Annotated in this window: 18 protein-coding genes; 11 read left to right on the top strand and 7 right to left on the bottom strand. The window is 72.4% G+C overall.

Annotated features, from left to right (window positions below):
- Window positions 1-7: 7 nt before the first annotated feature.
- From O7620_RS19410 to O7620_RS19400, 3 genes are all read left to right on the top strand, one after another.
- Window positions 8-685, top strand: coding sequence for a lytic transglycosylase domain-containing protein (locus tag O7620_RS19410; RefSeq protein WP_151491822.1), 678 nt, complete (start codon window positions 8-10; stop codon window positions 683-685).
- A gap of 115 nt (window positions 686-800) precedes the next feature.
- Window positions 801-1,454: a rhomboid family intramembrane serine protease gene (locus O7620_RS19405; protein ID WP_151491821.1), complete on the top strand. Its 654-nt coding sequence runs from the start codon at window positions 801-803 to the stop codon at window positions 1,452-1,454.
- A 105-nt stretch (window positions 1,455-1,559) separates the two neighbouring features.
- Window positions 1,560-2,528, top strand: a complete 969-nt coding sequence (locus tag O7620_RS19400; RefSeq protein WP_278127055.1) for an NAD(P)/FAD-dependent oxidoreductase — start codon at window positions 1,560-1,562, stop codon at window positions 2,526-2,528.
- A gap of 104 nt (window positions 2,529-2,632) precedes the next feature.
- On the opposite strand, the gene O7620_RS19395 is transcribed toward O7620_RS19400, so the two are convergent.
- Both O7620_RS19395 and glpX read right to left on the bottom strand, forming a co-directional pair.
- Window positions 2,633-3,604 carry a DMT family transporter gene (locus tag O7620_RS19395; protein WP_278124268.1) on the bottom strand — a complete coding sequence of 324 codons (972 nt, stop codon included), beginning with the start codon at window positions 3,602-3,604 and terminating at the stop codon, window positions 2,633-2,635.
- Complete coding sequence (gene glpX / locus O7620_RS19390; RefSeq protein ID WP_278124266.1) at window positions 3,601-4,632, bottom strand: class II fructose-bisphosphatase; 1,032 nt, start codon at window positions 4,630-4,632, stop codon at window positions 3,601-3,603. Before glpX ends, O7620_RS19395 begins: the two co-directional genes overlap by 4 nt.
- A gap of 156 nt (window positions 4,633-4,788) precedes the next feature.
- On the opposite strand from glpX, the gene O7620_RS19385 reads away from it, so the two are divergent.
- Both O7620_RS19385 and O7620_RS19380 read left to right on the top strand, forming a co-directional pair.
- Window positions 4,789-5,511 carry a DUF4245 domain-containing protein gene (locus O7620_RS19385; protein WP_151491816.1) on the top strand — a complete coding sequence of 241 codons (723 nt, stop codon included), beginning with the start codon at window positions 4,789-4,791 and terminating at the stop codon, window positions 5,509-5,511.
- 194 nt (window positions 5,512-5,705) lie between these two features.
- Complete coding sequence (locus tag O7620_RS19380) at window positions 5,706-6,554, top strand: hypothetical protein (RefSeq protein WP_278124265.1); 849 nt, start codon at window positions 5,706-5,708, stop codon at window positions 6,552-6,554.
- 45 nt (window positions 6,555-6,599) lie between these two features.
- On the opposite strand, the gene O7620_RS19375 is transcribed toward O7620_RS19380, so the two are convergent.
- Window positions 6,600-6,821 carry an exodeoxyribonuclease VII small subunit gene (locus O7620_RS19375; RefSeq protein ID WP_278124263.1) on the bottom strand — a complete coding sequence of 74 codons (222 nt, stop codon included), beginning with the start codon at window positions 6,819-6,821 and terminating at the stop codon, window positions 6,600-6,602.
- A 144-nt stretch (window positions 6,822-6,965) separates the two neighbouring features.
- Window positions 6,966-8,174, bottom strand: a complete 1,209-nt coding sequence (gene xseA, locus O7620_RS19370; protein WP_278124262.1) for an exodeoxyribonuclease VII large subunit — start codon at window positions 8,172-8,174, stop codon at window positions 6,966-6,968.
- Window positions 8,175-8,287: 113 nt separating this feature from the next.
- Here xseA and O7620_RS19365 point away from each other — a divergent pair, with 113 nt between their 5' ends.
- Both O7620_RS19365 and O7620_RS19360 read left to right on the top strand, forming a co-directional pair.
- The gene (locus O7620_RS19365) at window positions 8,288-9,307 is read left to right on the top strand and encodes a 4-hydroxy-3-methylbut-2-enyl diphosphate reductase (protein ID WP_278127053.1); all 1,020 of its coding nucleotides are present in this window, start codon (window positions 8,288-8,290) and stop codon (window positions 9,305-9,307) included.
- Between the two features lie 45 nt (window positions 9,308-9,352).
- A complete protein-coding gene (locus O7620_RS19360) occupies window positions 9,353-9,742 on the top strand; it encodes a hypothetical protein (protein ID WP_278124261.1) in 390 nt (129 codons plus the stop codon).
- A 2-nt stretch (window positions 9,743-9,744) separates the two neighbouring features.
- On the opposite strand, the gene O7620_RS19355 is transcribed toward O7620_RS19360, so the two are convergent.
- Window positions 9,745-10,917 (bottom strand): DNA recombination protein RmuC, encoded by a 1,173-nt coding sequence (locus O7620_RS19355; protein ID WP_278124260.1) that lies wholly within the window; start codon window positions 10,915-10,917, stop codon window positions 9,745-9,747.
- A 54-nt stretch (window positions 10,918-10,971) separates the two neighbouring features.
- Here O7620_RS19355 and O7620_RS19350 point away from each other — a divergent pair, with 54 nt between their 5' ends.
- Window positions 10,972-11,790: a hypothetical protein gene (locus O7620_RS19350; RefSeq protein WP_278124259.1), complete on the top strand. Its 819-nt coding sequence runs from the start codon at window positions 10,972-10,974 to the stop codon at window positions 11,788-11,790.
- Between the two features lie 69 nt (window positions 11,791-11,859).
- Here O7620_RS19350 and ppc read toward each other — a convergent pair whose 3' ends face one another.
- Together ppc and O7620_RS19340 are read right to left on the bottom strand one after the other, a co-directional pair.
- Window positions 11,860-14,646, bottom strand: a complete 2,787-nt coding sequence (ppc, locus tag O7620_RS19345; protein WP_278124258.1) for a phosphoenolpyruvate carboxylase — start codon at window positions 14,644-14,646, stop codon at window positions 11,860-11,862.
- Window positions 14,647-14,774: 128 nt separating this feature from the next.
- The gene (locus O7620_RS19340) at window positions 14,775-15,803 is read right to left on the bottom strand and encodes a hypothetical protein (RefSeq protein WP_278124257.1); all 1,029 of its coding nucleotides are present in this window, start codon (window positions 15,801-15,803) and stop codon (window positions 14,775-14,777) included.
- A 71-nt stretch (window positions 15,804-15,874) separates the two neighbouring features.
- Here O7620_RS19340 and O7620_RS19335 point away from each other — a divergent pair, with 71 nt between their 5' ends.
- The 3 genes from O7620_RS19335 to O7620_RS19325 are packed head-to-tail and all read left to right on the top strand — an operon-like array spanning window position 15,875 to window position 17,490.
- Window positions 15,875-16,915 (top strand): S66 peptidase family protein, encoded by a 1,041-nt coding sequence (locus tag O7620_RS19335; RefSeq protein WP_278124255.1) that lies wholly within the window; start codon window positions 15,875-15,877, stop codon window positions 16,913-16,915.
- Window positions 16,915-17,106, top strand: coding sequence for a hypothetical protein (locus tag O7620_RS19330; RefSeq protein WP_278124253.1), 192 nt, complete (start codon window positions 16,915-16,917; stop codon window positions 17,104-17,106). The genes O7620_RS19335 and O7620_RS19330 overlap by 1 nt, the downstream gene beginning before the upstream one ends.
- 6 nt (window positions 17,107-17,112) lie before the next feature.
- Window positions 17,113-17,490, top strand: a complete 378-nt coding sequence (locus O7620_RS19325; RefSeq protein WP_278124252.1) for a hypothetical protein — start codon at window positions 17,113-17,115, stop codon at window positions 17,488-17,490.
- Window positions 17,491-17,595 lie beyond the last annotated feature (105 nt).

Here is a 17,595-nt window from a genome sequence, read left to right as displayed (position 1 = left end):
CCACTTCGTGAGTCGGCTGTGGAGCCGGTTGGGCGCCCGTACGGCCGCTGTCGCGCTGCTCTCCGTGGGCGTTGCCGGTGGCTTCTACCTGGGCGAAGACCGGGAAACCCAGCAACAGGGGCTGACCGAGCAGGTCAGCCTGGAGGTCGACCGGGCCGACTTCGCGTACCAGCGCGAGCGGCAGGCCGCCCACCAGGTGGCGTTCGCCCGGCAGCGGGCCGCCGAGTACCAGGCCAAGCTGCGGGCGGCGCAGGCAGCCAAGGAGGCCGCCGAACGGGCTCGCCGGGCCGAGGCCGCCGCGGCATCCCGCAAGCGCGAGCGCGACGCCGCCAACGCGGCCGCCAAGCCGTACGACGGCCCGATCCCGGCGTCGTGCGCGGAGTACAGCGGCAACCGTAAGACCGGTTGCGCGTTGATGATCGACGCGGGCTTCGGCATCGCCGAATTCCCCTGCCTGGAGAAGCTCTGGACCAAGGAGAGCGGCTGGAACCACAAGGCCAGCAACGCCTCCTCCGGTGCGTACGGCATCGCGCAGGCGTTGCCGGGCAGCAAGATGGGCTCGGTCGCGGACGACTGGAAGACGAACCCGGCCACCCAGATCAAGTGGGGGCTGGGCTACATCAAGGGCAGGTACAAGACGCCCTGCGGTGCCTGGAGCTACTTCCAGAACAACGGGCACTACTGACGGTGTCGACGGCGGGGCGGGTGGAGGTTCACCCGCCCCGCCGTCGCGCGTACTCCTGGGCGAGCGGGCGGGACGTGAGTGGCGGTCGGCCCCTTTTGCTGATAGCAGTTGGGGGGTGAGCCTGCACCCGCCAAGCGGCGACCCGTACCGGTTCGGCACCGAGGCGTTCTACGCCGCGCTCGGCCGGGCCTTCGTCGCCATGTGCGCGGTGGTCCCGTTCCTCTTCCTCATCGAGGCCGCCGACCAGGGCCTCGCGTTCGGCCTGGACGCCACGGCCGGCATCATCCCGCACCGCATCGACGGCCTGGACGGGGTGTTCTTCTCCCCGTTCCTGCACCACGGCTTCGACCACCTGTACAGCAACAGCATCCCGTTGATCCTGCTCGGCACCTTCGTGCTGGCCGCCGGTGCCCGCCGCTTCCTCTGGTCGACCCTGGTCATCATCCTGGTCAGCGGGCTCGGTGTGTGGTTCACCGGCTCGCCCAACTCGGTGGTGGTCGGTGCCAGCGGGGTGATCTTCGGGTACCTGGGCATCCTGCTCACCCGGGGCATCGTCGAGCGCAGTTGGTGGAACTTCGCGGTCTTCCTGCTGGTCGGCCTGCTCTACGGCTGGCAACTCGTCGGCATCCTCCCCACCGACGAGCGGATCTCCTGGCAGGGGCACCTTTTCGGGCTGCTCGGTGGGGTGGTCGCGGCGATCTTGTTCCGCCGCCGCCGGCCGGCCGTGGACGGCCCGGACTACTCGGGGTCCACGCTCAGCCTGCCCTGACCTGGTCTTCGGCGCGCCTCTGGGACATGCTTGCCCGACCGCTGCCACCCGCCTACGGTCGAGATCAGCAAGCGTTGATCCGTGAGCGGAAAGCGACGGTACGCCATGCGCGAGGTCGACATCGCTGTGATCGGGGCCGGTCCGGCCGGCCTCTTCGCGGCGTACTACGCCGGATTCCGCGGGTTGTCCGTGGCGGTGATCGACGCGCTGCCCGAGCCCGGTGGTCAGGTCACCGCCATGTACCCGGAGAAGCTGATCCTGGACGTGGCCGGGTTTCCCGCCGTGAAGGGCCGCGGCCTGGTGGCCAACCTGGTCGCCCAGGCCGCGCCGTTCGCCCCGCGGTACCTGCTCGGCACTCGGGCGGAGAAGCTCTCCTACGCCGGTGAGCGGCCGGTGCTCGGTCTGGCCGGTGGTGAGCAGCTCGGCTGCGGCGCCGTGGTGGTCACCGGCGGGCTGGGCAGCTTCAGCCCGCGGCCGCTGCCCTGCGCCGACGCCGCGCCCGGTACCGGGATCGTCTACTTCGTCACCGAACCGGCCGAGTTGACCGACCGGGACGTGCTGATCGTCGGCGGCGGTGACTCGGCCTTCGACTGGGCGTTGGCACTGCAACCACTGGCCCGTTCGGTGACGCTCGTCCACCGGCGGGAGAAGTTCCGGGCGCACGCCTCGACGGTCGCCCGGGTGCTGTCCCTGCCGGTGCGTGTGGTGGTCAACGCCGAGGTCACCCGGCTGTTCGGCGAGGGTGCCGTGACCGGCGCCGAGGTGACCGTGCGCGGTGGCGCGACCGAGACGTTGCCGGTCGACACCGTGGTCGCCGCGCTCGGCTTCACCGCCGACCTGGGCCCGCTCGCGGAGTGGGGGCTGCGGCTGGACCGCCGGCACATCCTGGTGGACAGCGCGATGGCCACGAACCTGCCCCGGGTCTTCGCGGCCGGCGACATCACCGAGTACCCGGGCAAGGTCCGGTTGATCGCCACCGGGTTCGGCGAGGCGGCCACGGCCGTCAACAACGCGGCGGTGGCCATCGACCCGAGCGCCCACCTGTTTCCCGGGCACTCCTCCGACGCCGGCTGACGATCGCGTCCGCGGTACCTGCCGGTGGCGTCCGCGGTACCCGCCGGTGGGGCCTGACCCGCCCTACCTGTCGCGGCGGCCGCCACGCTGAGGCTTGCGGCCGGTCAGCGGCGGGCGGGTGGCGCCAGCGCGGCGATCAGCACGGCCACCATGGTCAGCGCCGCCCCGAGCAGGGTGTTCAGGCCGGGGTGCGAGGCCGCCGTGGGCAGCAGCAGGTCGAGCAGGACCGCCCCCACGATCTGGCCGGCGATGGTGGCCAGGCCGAGCAGCAGCACACCCGTGAAACGCACGATCGCGGCGGCGACCGCGATGAACACGATGCCGATCGGGCCGCCCAGATAGAGCCACGGCTCGCTCGGCAGGTGGCCGGCCGGCCAACCGCGTACGGCGGTATCGATCGCGAACGCGACGAGCAGGGTGGTCGTGCCCACGGCGAAGTTGACAAGCGTGGCGGTCAACGCGCTGTCGGCCGCCGCCCGTACCCGCCCGTTGACGGCCTGCTGCCAGGCGATGCCGACCCCCGCCAGCAGCGGCAGCACGGCCAGCACCAGCATGCCCGGGTCACCGAGCCGGTCACCGACCGCCAGGCCGACCGCGAGCACGGTGAGCACCGCCCCGGCCAGCCGCTGCCGGGTGATTGGCTGCCGTCCGGTCGGCCCGATGCCGGCCCGGTCCACCGCGAGGCTGCTGCCGGACTGACCGGCGACCACCGCCACGGTGAAGAGCGCCACACCGAGCGATCCGATGGTGAGCCCCTGGGTGGCCACCAGGAACGCCCCGCACACGCCGCCGAGGCACTGCCACGGCCGCAGCGTGCCCGTCGCGAGCGCGCGCCGCATCGCGACCAGGCCCCTTCGCCCACCGGGGGTGGCGGGCACCAGCACCAGCAGCACCAGCAGACCCAGCCCGAACGAGACCACCGCCGCGGCGAATCCGTCGGCCAGGCGTACCCCCAGCTCGCCGTTGATGCGGGACTGCACCGCCACCGCGACCCCGGAGACCGACGCCAACGCGACACCGGCGATCCGACGGGTCGCGGAGAGGGCCTGCGGTGCCGCGGCGCCGGTGGTGGTCACTCCTGCTCGGCCAGCGGCCGACCGTCGAAGTCGACCGCCGAGTAGAGCGCCAGCTTCTCCAGCCGGTGGTACGAGTCGATGACCCGGATCGTGCCGCTCTTCGAGCGCATCACGATCGACTGGGTGTACGCGCCGCCGGCCCGGTACCGCACCCCGCGCAGCAGGTCGCCGGAGGTGACGCCGGTGGCCACGAAGAAGCAGTTGTCCCCGGTGACCAGGTCGTCGGTGCCCAGCACCCGGTCCAGGTCGTGCCCGGCGGCGAGCGCCTTCTCCCGCTCCTCGGCGTCGCGCGGCCAGAGCTTGGCCTGCATCGCACCGCCCATGCACTTCAACGCGCAGGCCGAGATGATGCCCTCGGGCGTGCCGCCGATGCCCATCAGCACGTCGACGTCCGACTCGCCCCGCGCCGCCGCGATGGAGCCGGCGATGTCCCCGTCGGAGATGAACCGGATGCCGGCCCCGGTCCGGCGGATCTGGGTGACCAGGTCGTCGTGGCGGCTGCGGTCCAGCACGCAGACCGTCACCTCGGAGACGTCGGTGCCCTTGACCTTCGCGATCCGGCGCACGTTCTCGGCCACCCCGGCGTTGATGTCGATCACGTCGGCGTACGCCGGGCCGACCGCCAGCTTCTCCATGTAGAAGACCGCGCTCGGGTCGAACATCGCGCCGCGCTCGGAGACGGCGAGCACCGCGACGGCGTTCGGCATGCCCTTGCTCATCAGCGTGGTGCCATCGACCGGGTCGACGGCGACGTCCACCTCCGGGCCGGTGCCGTCGCCGACGTGTTCGCCGTTGAAGAGCATCGGCGCGTTGTCCTTCTCGCCCTCGCCGATAACCACGACACCGCGCATCTGGATCGAGTTGATCAGCTTGCGCATGGCGTCGACGGCGGCGCCGTCACCGCCCTCCTTGTCGCCGCGGCCGACCCACCGGCCGGCGGCCATCGCCGCGGCCTCGGTGACCCGGACCAGGTCGAGGGCAAGGTTGCGGTCGAGATCCTGTGGGATCCGCGTCCTGGTGTTCGTCATGACGGCTCCTCCTCGCGACGGTGCGGGGACGACCGGTGGCAGGGCGGTCCCTGCTGCCGGCTTTGTCGCTGATCCTCACACGATGGCCGACCGAGCGTCGGCGCGGGGCGGTGATGGCCCGGATACCGCCGGTCGGGCGGCTGCGAAGATGACGGGGTGGAACCCGCACAGCCAGCCGACCGCGTACCCGCCGACCGCACGCCGCCCGACGGCCAGCCGCCGGCCGACGTCCCCGCCGGTGAGCCTGCCGTGACCTCCCCGACGACGCCGCCGGACGGCGAACCGGCCCTGGTCGAACCCGACCCGAGCCGGGGCGATGCCGCCACGGACACCGGCGAGCGCCCGGCCCCGCCGCCGCGGGTGGAGGCCGCCAGGTCCGAGCGGTCGCCGAAGGACATGGCGATCTCGCTGCTGGTGCTGCTCGTCCCGATCGCGCTGCTGTTGGCGTTCTACCGGGGCTTCCTCGGTGGCGACCAGGCCAGCACGGTCGACCCGGCGCCGGCGATCGAACAGGCCCGCTCGGCAAACGTCTTCCCGGTGAGCCAGCCGCAAGGGCTCGGCTCCGACTGGCGCACGGTCAGCGCCCGATACCAGAGCGTCGAGGGCGGCGCGAACCTGCGGATCGGCTACCTCACGCCGGAGGGGCGGGGCGTCCAACTGGTGCAGAGCAGCGTGCCCGCCGAGCGGCTGCTCCCCGCCGAGCTGACCGACCAGAGCCAGCCGCAGGGTCCGACGGAGCTGGCCGGGCGCACCTGGCAGCGCTACAGCGCCCGGGGCAACCAGCAGGCGCTGGTCCTGCTGGAGCCGACCCGCACGGTGCTCATCGTCGGCGACGCCCGGGACAATGAGCTGCGCGAACTCGCCGCCGCACTGCGCTGACCGGTCGCCCGTCCGACGTCGTCACGCGACAAGCGGACAGAAGGGCGATTGTGCGACGTGTCGGCAGGGAACAAGGAGGGAGTGATCCGGGCGCGCTGCTCGGTCCGGGTCGCGCGGCGCAGCCGACGGTGCTGCTGCGTCGCCCGGTTTCCGGCGCCGACCTGGTCGTCGGGTGACCCCCTTGGGAGACACGCATGACTGTTCGACGACTCGGCGCAGGCCTGGTAGCCGCCGCCCTGTTCACGCCCGCCCTGGCCGCCTGCGCCAGCGGCGGCACCGGCACCGCCGGATCGACCGCCTCGCCGACCGTGAGCGCGTCCGGCTCGGCGAGCCCGTCCGGCGCGCCGGCGGCGGGCGACGCCAAGCAGGCGCTGCTCGACTCCACCAAGGAGATCAGCAACGGCAACTTCCGGTTCAGCCTGACCGCCGCCGGCTCCACCGCTGAGGGCCAGGTGCACCAGCCGAGCCAGAGCGCGGCCATGAAGATCGCCATCGGTGGCCCCTCGTCCGACCTGGCCATGAAGCTCGACGTGATCCACTTCAAGCCGGACAGCTGGGTGAAGCTGGAGCTGACCGGCCCCACCGCCAACAGCCTGCCCGCCATCAAGCAGCTCAACCTGGGCAAGTACCAGCACCTCGACCAGGCCCGGATCAAGGGCAACCGCAATCTCGGCTTCGACTTCGACAAGGTCGACCCGGCCGGCAGCGCGGTGCTGACCCAGGGCATCACCGAGGTCCGCAGCACCGGCACCGGCACGTACGCGGGCACCATCGACGTCACCAAGGCGGCCGAGGCCGGCTCGCTGAACCCCGCCACCATCGCCGCCCTCGGCACCCAGGCGAAGACCGTCCCGTTCACCGCGAAGGTGGACACGCAGGGCCGGCTCAGCGAGCTGGTGCTGCAGCTCCCCGCCGCGGGGCAGACCGCCGCGCAGGAGATCCGGATGACGTACTCCGACTACGGTGCGGCCACCGCGGCCCAGAAGCCGCCGGCGGACCAGGTCGTCGAGGCGCCGGCCGAGCTGTACAGCCTGTTCAACTGACCCGTTCACCGGGCGGGGCGGCTCCGGCCGCCCTGCCCGGGGCGCTCAGGAGGCGGGATCCTGCCGGGCGGCGTCGATCCGCGCCCGGGCACCGTCCAGCCAGCGCTGGCAGATCACGGCGAGGGCCTCGCCGCGCTCCCAGAGCGCCAGCGACTCCTCCAGGGACGTACTGCCGGCCTCCAGCCGTTCGACCACCGAGGCCAGTTCGGCGCGGGCCTGCTCGTAGCTGAGCCGCTCGTCCGGCCCGGCCTTCGTGTCGTCGCTCATCCGGACCATCCCATCACACCGGTCCCGGCCACGTCGCAGGCGCAGGGAGGTAGGCGTGTTATCCGAATGGCTGCTGCCGTCTCTGCGGTGCGAGTGGAGACGGCCGTTCGCGTGACGGGGGGCCGCAGCCGCCGCCCGGACCGGTCAGCCGTCGACCGTGGCGGCCAGTTCACCCTCGGCCAGCCGGACGCGCAGCGGGTCGCCCTTGCCGACCTCCGCCGCCGCGCGCACCACGTGGCCGTCGGCGCGCTGCACGATGGCGTACCCCCGGTCCAGGGTGGCGGCGGGGGACAGCGCGCGCAGCCGCGCCAACGTGTGCCGCAGCTCGTCGTCGGCGGCGCCGAGCCGGTGCTCCAGACAGCGGCCGGCGCGCTGGCGCAGCGCGGTCAGCTCGGTCGCCCGCTGCTCGACCATCACCTGCGGGCGGGCCAGCACCGGCCGGGACCGCAGCCCGTCGAGGCGGTGGGATTCCCGGTCCACCAGGTGCCGTACCGCCCGCTGGAGGCGATGCCGGGCCTGACCGATCAGGCGTACCTCCTCGGAGAGGTCGGGGACCACCCGCTTGGCCGCGTCGGTCGGGGTGGAGGCGCGCAGGTCGGCGACGTAGTCGATCAGCGGGGCGTCCGTCTCGTGACCGATCGCGCTGACCACCGGCGTACGGCAGCCGAACACCGCGCGGCAGAGCGCCTCGTCGGAGAAGGGCAGCAGATCCTCGATGCCACCGCCGCCCCGGGCGATGATGATCACCTCGATGCTCGGGTCGGCGTCCAGCACCTTGAGCGCGTCGATGATCTGCGGAACCGCGGACGGCCCCTGCACGGCCACGTTGACCGTGCGGAACTCCACGGCCGGCCAGCGCCGCCGGGCGTTGGTCAACACGTCCCGTTCGGCGGCGGAGGCCCGGCCAGTGATCAGGCCGATCCGGCCGGGCAGGAACGGCAGTCGACGTTTGCGGGCCCGGTCGAACAGCCCTTCGGCGGCGAGCAGCTTCTTGAGTTTCTCCAGCCGGGCCAGCAGCTCACCGAGCCCCACCTGGCGGATCTCGTCGGCCCGCAGGCTCAGCGTGCCCCGGGCGGCGTAGAACTCCGGCTTGGCGTGCAGCACCACCCGCGCGCCCTCGCGCAGCTCCGGCGCGCCGGCGTCGAGGACGTCCCGGTTGGTGGTGACGGTCAGGCTCAGGTCCGCCGATGGGTCGCGCAGGGTGAGGAAGACGGTGCTGGCACCGGGGCGGCGGCTGATCTGCGCCACCTGCCCGTCCACCCACACCCAGCCCAGCTTGGCGATCCAGGCCCCCACCTTCTGGCTGACCACCCGAACCGGCCACGGCTCCTCGGCAGTGCTGCTCCCGCTCACCCGCCCACCCTACGACCCACCCCACCAGGAGCGTTGATCATGAGGTTGGCGGCGTGACTTATCGGCGTGTCGTACCGTCAACCTCATGATCAACAACGGGGGGGTGGGGGTTGCTGGGCGGTGGCGGCGGGAGCGCTGGCACGTACGATGGGCGGGTGACTGATCTCCGGACTGGCAAGCGCGTGCTCCTGGCCAAGCCTCGCGGCTACTGCGCGGGTGTCGACCGCGCGGTGCAGACCGTCGAGGAGGCGCTGAAGCTCTACGGCGCCCCGATCTACGTCCGCAAGCAGATCGTGCACAACAAGCACGTCGTGCAGACCCTGGAGGCCCAGGGCGCGATCTTCGTGGAGGAGAACGAAGAGGTGCCGGAGGGCGCCACCGTCATCTTCTCCGCGCACGGCGTGGCACCGGAGGTCTACGAGCAGGCGAAGGCGCGCTCGCTCAAGGCCATCGACGCGACCTGCCCCCTGGTCACGAAGGTGCACCAGGAGGCCAAGCGGTTCGCCGCCGAGGACTACGACATCCTGCTGATCGGCCACGAGGGGCACGAGGAGGTCATCGGCACCGCCGGTGAGGCCCCCGCGCACATCCAGTTGGTGGACGGCCCGGACGGCGCTGACACGATCACCGTACGCGACCCGGAGAAGGTCGTCTGGCTCTCCCAGACCACCCTGTCCGTGGACGAGACGCTGGAGACGGTGGCCCGGCTCAAGCAGCGGCTGCCGCTGCTGCAGTCCCCACCCAGCGACGACATCTGCTACGCCACCTCCAACCGTCAGCACGTGGTCAAGGAGATCGCCGCCGACTGCGACGTGGTGCTCGTCGTCGGCTCGACGAACTCCTCCAACTCGGTCCGCCTGGTCGAGGTCGCCCTGGACGCCGGCGCCCGCGCCGGTCACCTGATCGACTTCGCCCACGAGATCGACGACGCCTGGCTGGAGGGGGCCACCACGGTCGGCCTGACCTCCGGCGCGAGCGTCCCCGAGGGCCTGGTCCAGGAGGTGCTGGCCCACCTCGCCGCGCGGGGCTTCGGTGACGTCGAGGAGATCACCACCGCCAACGAGCGGCTCACCTTCTCCCTGCCGCAGGAACTCAAGCGGGACATGAAGGCCGCCGCCTCGGCGCGTGGCTGAGTGTCGTCGGGAACGGCCCGGCGGCGCGGTACGTCGGATCCGGGTATGAGGACCCTTCGGCTCGCCGTACCCGCCCTGGTGCTGTGCCTGGCGCTGAGCGCCTGTGGCGACACGGGTGGCCCCGCCACCCCCGACCCGACCGGAACGTCGCCGGTGCCCAGCCAGCCCAGCGCCGATCCGACCGTCCCGCCCTCGACGCCGCCCGCCGGGTCCAGCTCACCGTCGGCCGGCGCCGCCACCTCGATCTCCGGCACGGTCACCGCCGGAGTCGAGCCGAACTGTCTGCTGCTCGACGGCTACCTGCTGCTGGGTGGTCCACGGGACGTGCTGCACGCCGGCGCGGAGGTCACCGTCACCGGTCGGGCCGAGCCGGGGCTGATGACCACCTGCCAGCAGGGCACCCCGTTCCAGGTGGAGACGGCCCGACCGTCCTGATCTCAGGGATGGGTCGGTGCCGACACCCCGTCGTCGGCCGGGTCGACCAACTCGGGTGCCTGCGGCTGCCGCGGCGTCAACTCGACCTGCGCCGGCGTGGCCAACTCATCGTCCGAGACGCCCAACTCGGCGAGCTTGCGGGCGCTGACCAGCACCCGGGCCTCCAGCGAACCGACCGCCCGGTTGTACGCGGTCACCGCCCCGGCCAGCGACGACCCGAGCTTGCCCACGTGGTCGCCGAGCGTGGACAGCCGCCCGTACAACTCGCGGGCGAGGGTGTGCACGGCGAGCGCGTTGCGGGCCAGCGCCTCCTGCCGCCAGGAGTAGGCCACCGTCCGCAGCAGGGCGACCAGGGTGGCCGGTGTGGCCAGCACCACGTTGCGGCTGAAGGCGTGCTCCAGCAGCGACGGATCACGCTGCAGGGCGACGTCGAGGAACGGGTCGGCGGGGACGAACAGCACCACGAACTCCGGTGAGTTGTCGAACGCCGACCAGTACGACTTGGCGGCCAGGGCGTCGACGTGCCCGCGCAGGTGTCGGGCGTGCGCGTCGAGATGGGTGTCCCGGCCGCGCTCGTCGCGAGCCTCCATCGCGGTGAGGTACGCGTCGAACGGCGCCTTGGCGTCCACCACCACCGACCGACCGCCGTGCAGCCGGACCACCAGATCCGGACGGACGACCTGCTGATCGGTGGCGGCGGTCACCTGCTCGGAGAAGTCGCAGTGCTCCAGCATGCCGGCCGCCTCGACGATCCGGCGCAGCCGGTGCTCGCCCCACCGGCCCCGCACCTGTGGTGCGCGCAGCGCCGCCACCAACTGCTTGGTCTCGGTGCGCAGCTCACCCGAGACCGCGCTCATCGAACGCACCTGCTCGCGCAGCTCGGCGTACGCGTCGACCCGGTCGTGCTCCAGCTCGGCCACCCGCTGCTCGTAGCGGCGCAGGGTGTCGTGCAGCGGCGCGACCGCGCGGGCCACCGCCTCCTGGGACTGGGCGGTCGCCTCGTAGCTCAACGCCCGCATGGACTGCTCCAGCCGCCCCTCGCCGTCCCGGGTCGCGGCCAGGGTCGCGTCGAGACGGGCGATGTCGGCCGCCGAACGGGACCGGGCCGCGAGCCAACCCAGCGCCCCACCGACGCCGAGGCACACGATCACCAGGAGCAGCGTCGAGACGTCCATCACCGGAGCTTGCCAGACGGGTACGACGTGACACCCGGGGGTACGTTCGTTGCCATGGAACTTGTGCTGTGCCTCGCGGTCGTGCTGGTCGGCGCGCTGGGTGCCGGGGCGCTCATCCGCGCTCAGGCCACCGCCCGTCGGCGCACCGAGCTGGGGGACGCCCGCGCGGAGGCGCAACGCTGGTACGAGCGCCTCGGCGGTCAGTTGATCAACCTGCACGGCGACGAGCCGGCGGTCCGGCAGGCGCTGGCCGACGCCGGCGAGCGGTACAACGCGGCCGGCTCGCAGCTGGAGCAGGCGACCACGCCGCACCAGTACGCGCTCGCTCGGGAAACCGCGCTGGAGGGTCTGGCGTACATCCGGGCGGCGCGTACCGCACTGGGCATCGACCCCGGTCCCGAGGTGCCGGTGCTGGCCGCCGCGCGGGGCGTCGGGCAGCTCACCAAGGAACGTGAGGTCGACGTGCAGGGGCAGACCTTCCGGGCCGGCCCCCAGCCGGGCCGGGAGACGCCCTACTACTACCCCGGTGGGCGTTACCAGGGTCGGCCGGTGCCGGCCGGCTGGTACTCGACGCCGTGGTGGAAGACGGCGTTGGGCGCCGGCGCGGGCGTGCTCGGCGGCATGTTGATCGCCGACGCGCTGTTCTCGCCGGCCTTCGCCGACCCGGGGTACGGCTACGACGAGGGCTACCAGGAGGGCTTCGGTGACGGCGCCGACTACGCCGGTGACCAGGGCGGCGACGTCGGCGACCAGGGCGGCGACTTCGGTGGCGGCGACCAGGGTGGGGACTTCGGTGGCGGCGACTACGCCGGTGGGGACTTCGGCGGCGGCGGCGACTTCGGTGGTGGGGATTTCGGCGGCGGCGACTTCTGACCGTCGATCGCAGACCTACGACAACGGGCCCCGGTCACCCCGACCGGGGCCCGTTCTCGGACCTGTTGATCAGCCGGTGTTGCGCATTCCGGCGGCGATGCCGTTGACCGTGGTGAGCAGCGCCCGCTCCAGGGCGGTGCCGTCGCTCGGCGCGCGACGGCCACCCGGCGCGGTGGCCACCGCCCGTCCGGCGGCACCCGAGTCCCGGTACTGCTGCAGCAGCGCCACCTGAAGGTGGTGCAGCGGCTCCAGGTAGGTGTCGCGGACGGCCAGGGTGCGCTGGAGCACCGGCGAGTTCTCCAGCAGGGCGGGTGAGGCGGTCACCGCCAGCACCTCCCGCTTGGTCAGCTCGTACTCCCGCTCGATCTGCTCGAAGATCGGGTGCAGCTTCTTCGGTACCAGCGTCTCGACGTAGCGGCGGGCGATGCTCAGATCGGTCTTGGTCAGCATCATCTCGACGTTCGACAGGAACGTGCGGAAGAAGTGCCAGTTGCGGTGCATCTCGGCGAGCACGTCGGCCAGCCCGGCCTCACGGGCCGCGGCCAGCCCGGAGCCGACGCCGAACCAGCCGGGCACGATCTGCCGGGTCTGCGTCCAGCCGAACACCCACGGGATGGCCCGCAGGCCGGACAGCCCCGCGCCGGTGTTCGGGCGCTTCGCCGGCCGGGAGCCGATGTTCAGTGCGCCGAGCAGCTCGGTGGGGGTGGACGCCCAGAAGTACGCCGGCAGGTCCGGGTCCTCGACCAGCGACCGGTACGACCGGAACGCCGACTCGGAGACCACGTCCATCGTCGCGTCCCAGCGTTCCAGCATCTCGGCCGGTTGCCGGGGGGCCGTGTGCAGCAGCGTCGCCTGAAGCACCGCGGCGAGGGTGAGTTCCAGGTTTTCCCGGGCCAGCGAGGGCAGCGTGTACTTGTCGGAGATCACCTCGCCCTGCTCGGTCACCTTGATCGCGCCGTCGAGCGTGCCGTACGGCTGGGCGAGGATCGCCTCGTGCGTCGGCCCGCCGCCGCGACCCACGGTGCCGCCGCGGCCGTGGAACAGCCGCAGGTGCACGCCGTGCCGGGCGGCCACGTCCCGCAGTGCGCGCTGCGCCCGGTGGATCGACCACTGGCTGGTGGTGATCCCGGCCTCCTTGTTGGAGTCCGAGTAGCCGAGCATGACCTCCTGCACGTCGCCCCGGGCCGACACGATCGCCCGGTACGCGGGCAGTGACAGCAGCTCGTCGAGGAGTTCGCCGCCGGCGTTCAGCTCGGCGGGGGTCTCCAGCAGCGGCACGAAGCCCACCCGCGCCCGCCCGCTGTGGACGTCCACCAGGCCGGCCTCCCGGGCCAGTACCACCGCGGCCAGCACGTCGTCCACGCCCAGGGTCATCGAGATGATGTACGACTCGACCACCTCGTTGCCGAACCGGTCCTGTGCCTCGCGGATCGTGCTGAACACGTCGAACGTCTTGCGCGTCGCCTCGGTCAGCGGAGTGTCCAGCGTCGACAGGGGGCGGCGGCCGGACAGCTCGTCGGCGAGCAGCTTGGTGCGTTCCAACCGGGTCAGCGCCGGGTAGTCGGAGACCTCGCCGACGGCCTCGTACAGCTGGGCGAGCACCGCGTGGTGCGCCTCGGCGTGTTCCCGGACGTCCATCGTGGCGAGGTGCAGGCCGAACGCGGAGACCGTACGGATGGTGGAGGCCAGCCGGCCGACGGCGGTGAGCTGCCCGGAGTTGCGGGCCAGCGAGGCGCGCAGCAGGTCCAGGTCGGCGATCAGCTCGGCGGACCCCCGGTAGTCCCGGCCGGGCACGTGCGCGGTGCCCTGGCGCAGCCGCTGGCGGGTGTTGGCGAGCTTCGCCTTCACGCAGCGCGCCTTGAGCCGGTACGGCTCCTCGGCGTTGACCCGGCGGAACCGGGATGCCACCTCGGGCAGCGCGTCGAGGTCGGCGGCGAGGCTGGCGGACAGGTCGAGGGACACCCCGCGCAGCCGACGGGAGACGGACACCTCGTTGATGAGGTGGTCCATCGCCTTCTCGGTGGCCGCGATGCCGTGCTCGTGCTGGATGGTCAGCACCTCGCGGGTGACCGCCGGGGTGACGAACGGGTTGCCGTCGCGGTCGCCGCCGATCCAGGTGCCGAAACTCAGCGGACGGGCCGTCGGCGAGGTCTCCACGCCGAGCGTGCGCAGCGTGTCGGCCAGGTCGTCGAGCACCTGCGGTGCGGCCTCGGCGTACAGGTCGCGCAGGTAGTAGATGGCGTTGCGGGCCTCGTCGGTCGGGTCCGGTCGGTCCAGCCGCAGTTCGTCGGTCTGCCACATCAGGTCGAGCAGTTCGGCCAGCCGACGGTTGGCCGGGCCCTCGTCGCTGGCGCCGTAGAGGATCGCGTTGGCGGTCTCGGTGTCCAACTCGTCGGCGATGGCCCGCAGCTTGGAGAGGATCGAACGGCGGGCCGCCTCGGTGGGGTGCGCGGTGAAGACCGGCCGGACGGCCAGCCGTCGGGCCGCGTTGGCGATCTCCTCGGCCGGCACCCCGCGCTCGGCGATCATCTTGGCCGCCTGGTCCAGCCAGCCGCCCTGCACCGCGCGGCGGCGGCGCAGATCCCGGGCGCGGTGCACCTGCTCGGTGATGTTGGCCAGGTGGAAGTAGGTGGAGAAGGCCCGCGCGAGCTTGGTGCCGGTGGTCACGTCGAGCCCGCCGAGCCGCTGGGCGGCCGCCGGGGGATCGGTGCGGACCTGGGCGCGGATCTCCTCGACGAGGTCGAGCAGCGGGCGGCCCTCCTGGCGGGCCAGGGTCTGCCCGAGCAGGGTGCCGAGCCTGCGGATGTCGGCGCGCAGCGCGGCGTCCGGGCCGTCGTGGTCGTGCTGGTCGGTCACGATGCGCTCCTTACGTTGGTACGAAGGACAGCGCTGTCCGACTCCCTGGATGGTATCCGCGCGGACCCGGATGGCAGCAGGGGCCCCGGGAGATCTCCTGCCCCAAGAGGGGTGATTCCGACGTGATCTCAACCACCGTCCGGGGTCGGGCCGGGGCATGCGGCGTCGGGCCGGCGACCCCGGACCAGGCTGGCGGTGAGCAGCCCGAACCCGCCGAGCACCGCCCAGAGCGCGAGCGCCAGCGCCGGCCAGCCGGCCGAACGCCAGTCGAAGTACACCGCGGCCTTGGTCAGGTCGTTGGCGAGCCCGGGGATGTTCCACCGGTGCATGTCGCGCAGCGGCGTGGGCAGGAACTCCGGCGCGTAGATGCCACCGGAGCCCGGGTTGCCGAGCACCACGAGGAGCAGGATGACCAGCGCGGTGCCGGCGACGCCAAGCCACCCCTGGATGGCGCTGGCGAACATCGCGGCGGCGAAGACGGCCAGCGCGCCGATGGCGGCGATGGTCGGCACGTCGTGGTGCCAGATGTCCAGGCCCGGTCCGACCACGAGCGCGCCGGCGACGCCGAGCAGCACGCTGTAGACCGCGAGCGCGGCGATCCGCAGCCCGGCCCGCCGTGCCGTCCGTGGCGTGGTGTCGGCGGAGATGCCGAGCACGGTCGAGGCGAGGTAGCCGCCGAGCACGTACCCGACGTTCAGGTAGAAGGGCACCACCCCGCGCGGGTCGGTCGAGGGGACCGGCACCTCGTCGACGACCTGCAGTCCGGGGCCGCCCCGGGACGCCGCGGTGGCCAGCACCTCCCGGATCGCGCTGGTGGCGGAGGGGCCGGACGCGCTGGCGACGGTGAGGAGCAGGCCGTCGTCCCGGCTGCTGAGCACCGCGTACACCGCGCGGCTGAGCAGCCCGTGCTCGGCGGCGCCCTGATCGTCGTACTCGATGGCTTTGATCTTGTTGGTCTGCCCGCGCACGGCGGCGAGTGTCGCCTCGGCGCGTTGGTCGCCGCGGGCGACGCCGACCGGCAGGTCCCGGGGTGTGGGCTGGTGCAGTGCTCCGACATAGGCCGCGATGAACGCGGTGGCCAGCGCGAGGGTGCCGAGGAGCAGCCCGATGCTGCGGGGCGCCCAGTCGCGCACCCTACCCTGGGATGCTTTGTCCACGTTGTCAGCCTATGGTCCGTTTCCTGATTAGCAGGGCGGAAACCGCTTGGCCGGCCGGTTAGCGTCTGATCATGGTGTCGCCGAGTTACCCCCCGAAACCGCGACCGGGAGACCGGGTCGCGGTCGTCTCACCGTCCGCCGGCCTGCCGGCGATCTTCCCCCACGTGTACGACCTTGGGCTGCGCCGGCTGCGCGAGGAGTTCGGCCTGGAGCCGGTGGAGTATCCGACCACCCGAGTCATGGGGGCCGACCCGCGCGACCGGGCCCGCGACCTCACCGCCGCCTTCGCCGACCCGAGCATCACCGCCGTGCTCGCCACGGTCGGCGGGAACGACCTGATCACCGTCACCCCGCACCTCGACGACGACGTGCTGCGTGCCAACCCGAAGCCCTACTTCGGCTACTCCGACAACACCAACGTGCTCAACCACCTGTACCGGCTCGGAATCGTGGCGTACCACGGCGGATCCGTGCTGGTGCACCTCGGCCGACCCGGCGCGCCGCACCCGTTGACGTTCGACTCGCTGCGCGCCGCGCTATTCACCACCGACTGGTACGACCTGAAACCCGCGCCCGAGTGGGGTGACCGGCCGAACTCGTGGACCGAGCCGGAGGCGCTGGCGTACGAGCCGGAGATGCTGCCCGGCAAGGGATGGCGCTGGCAGGGGCCCGCGCGGACGGTGCGGGGGCGCACCTGGGGTGGCTGCCTGGAGATCCTGCACTGGCTGATGGCCACCGACCGGGTCCCGGGCATCGACGAGCTGACCGGGTCCGTGCTGGTCTTCGAGACCTCGCAGGAGATGCCCGACGCGAAGGAGGTGTTCCGGATCGTCCGCAACATGGGGGAGCGGGGACTGCTCGCCGCCTTCCCCGCGGTCGTCGTCGGCCGACCCAAGGCGTGGGACTTCGCCACGCCGCTGTCCGTACCTGAACGGCTGGCGTGGGGTGAGGCCCAGCGGGAGGCCATCACCCGGGCGCTCGCCCCGTACAACCCGGATGCGGTAACCGTGTTCGACGTCGACCTCGGCCACACCGACCCGCAACTGATCATCCCGTACGGCGGCGAGATCCTGGTCGACGCCGTCGAGCGCCGCATCGCCGTGCGCTACTGATGAGCAACTCGCGGGCGTACCCGATTCTGCGGACGACGGACGTCGACCGCGCACTGCACGCCGTCGGGCACCTGCTGAGCGTGGCCTACCCGCGCGACACCGAGGTGCAGCTCTGTGCGCGTACCGGGCGGCAGTCGGGTCTGCCCCGCTACCTCGACCCGTACGGCCACTGGCTGGGTGCGGACGGGTAGGACCGGATGTGGGCGCATGAGGCCCCGGAGGGCGAGACCGGTCCGCAGGACCCCGCCGACCCGCTGGTCGACGTCGAGGTGATGGTGCACGGCCTCGGCCTGCTGGAGGGACGACTGGCGGAGACCGTCAGGTCCGACCCGGCGCGGTTGGAGTGGTGGCACCATGGCTGGCCGGCGGTGCCCAGCCGGGACCTGGCCGGACAGTTCAAGCACGCGTACGTTCAGGTGGTGCTCAACGCCGCGGACATCTGGGCCACCGAGCCCGCCGACGAGCACACCGTCTTCGTGCACGTCGGCCCCGGGGAGTCCGAGGTGACCCGTGCCGACTGGCTGGCCGGGGTCGTCGGCCTGACCCTGCTCGGCCCCGGTGTGCTCGGGTTCTGAGGCGTTGTGGGTGCTCTTGGCTTCGGCTTCGGCTTCGGGCTTCGGGTCTCGGGTCTCGGGTCTCGGGCTTCGGGCTTCGGGTCTCGGGCTTTGGGCCTCGGGCCG

It is taken from the genome of Micromonospora sp. WMMD710, assembly GCF_029626045.1.
Lineage (GTDB): Bacteria > Actinomycetota > Actinomycetes > Mycobacteriales > Micromonosporaceae > Micromonospora.
Note: the sequence above shows the minus strand (reverse complement) of the source record. Positions and strands in the feature narration are given on the sequence as shown.

Excerpts from the sequence above, each read along its gene's own strand:
- O7620_RS19350 (WP_278124259.1), top strand. The coding sequence starts at position 10,972 with ATGGAACTTGTGCTGTGCCTCGCGGTCGTGCTGGTCGGCGCGCTGGGT.
- O7620_RS19400 (WP_278127055.1), top strand. The coding sequence starts at position 1,560 with ATGCGCGAGGTCGACATCGCTGTGATCGGGGCCGGTCCGGCCGGCCTC.
- O7620_RS19355 (WP_278124260.1), bottom strand. The coding sequence starts at position 10,917 with ATGGACGTCTCGACGCTGCTCCTGGTGATCGTGTGCCTCGGCGTCGGT.
- O7620_RS19380 (WP_278124265.1), top strand. The coding sequence starts at position 5,706 with ATGACTGTTCGACGACTCGGCGCAGGCCTGGTAGCCGCCGCCCTGTTC.
- O7620_RS19325 (WP_278124252.1), top strand. The coding sequence starts at position 17,113 with ATGTGGGCGCATGAGGCCCCGGAGGGCGAGACCGGTCCGCAGGACCCC.
- O7620_RS19335 (WP_278124255.1), top strand. The coding sequence starts at position 15,875 with ATGGTGTCGCCGAGTTACCCCCCGAAACCGCGACCGGGAGACCGGGTC.
- O7620_RS19360 (WP_278124261.1), top strand. The coding sequence starts at position 9,353 with ATGAGGACCCTTCGGCTCGCCGTACCCGCCCTGGTGCTGTGCCTGGCG.
- glpX (WP_278124266.1), bottom strand. The coding sequence starts at position 4,632 with ATGACGAACACCAGGACGCGGATCCCACAGGATCTCGACCGCAACCTT.
- O7620_RS19375 (WP_278124263.1), bottom strand. The coding sequence starts at position 6,821 with ATGAGCGACGACACGAAGGCCGGGCCGGACGAGCGGCTCAGCTACGAG.
- O7620_RS19330 (WP_278124253.1), top strand. The coding sequence starts at position 16,915 with ATGAGCAACTCGCGGGCGTACCCGATTCTGCGGACGACGGACGTCGAC.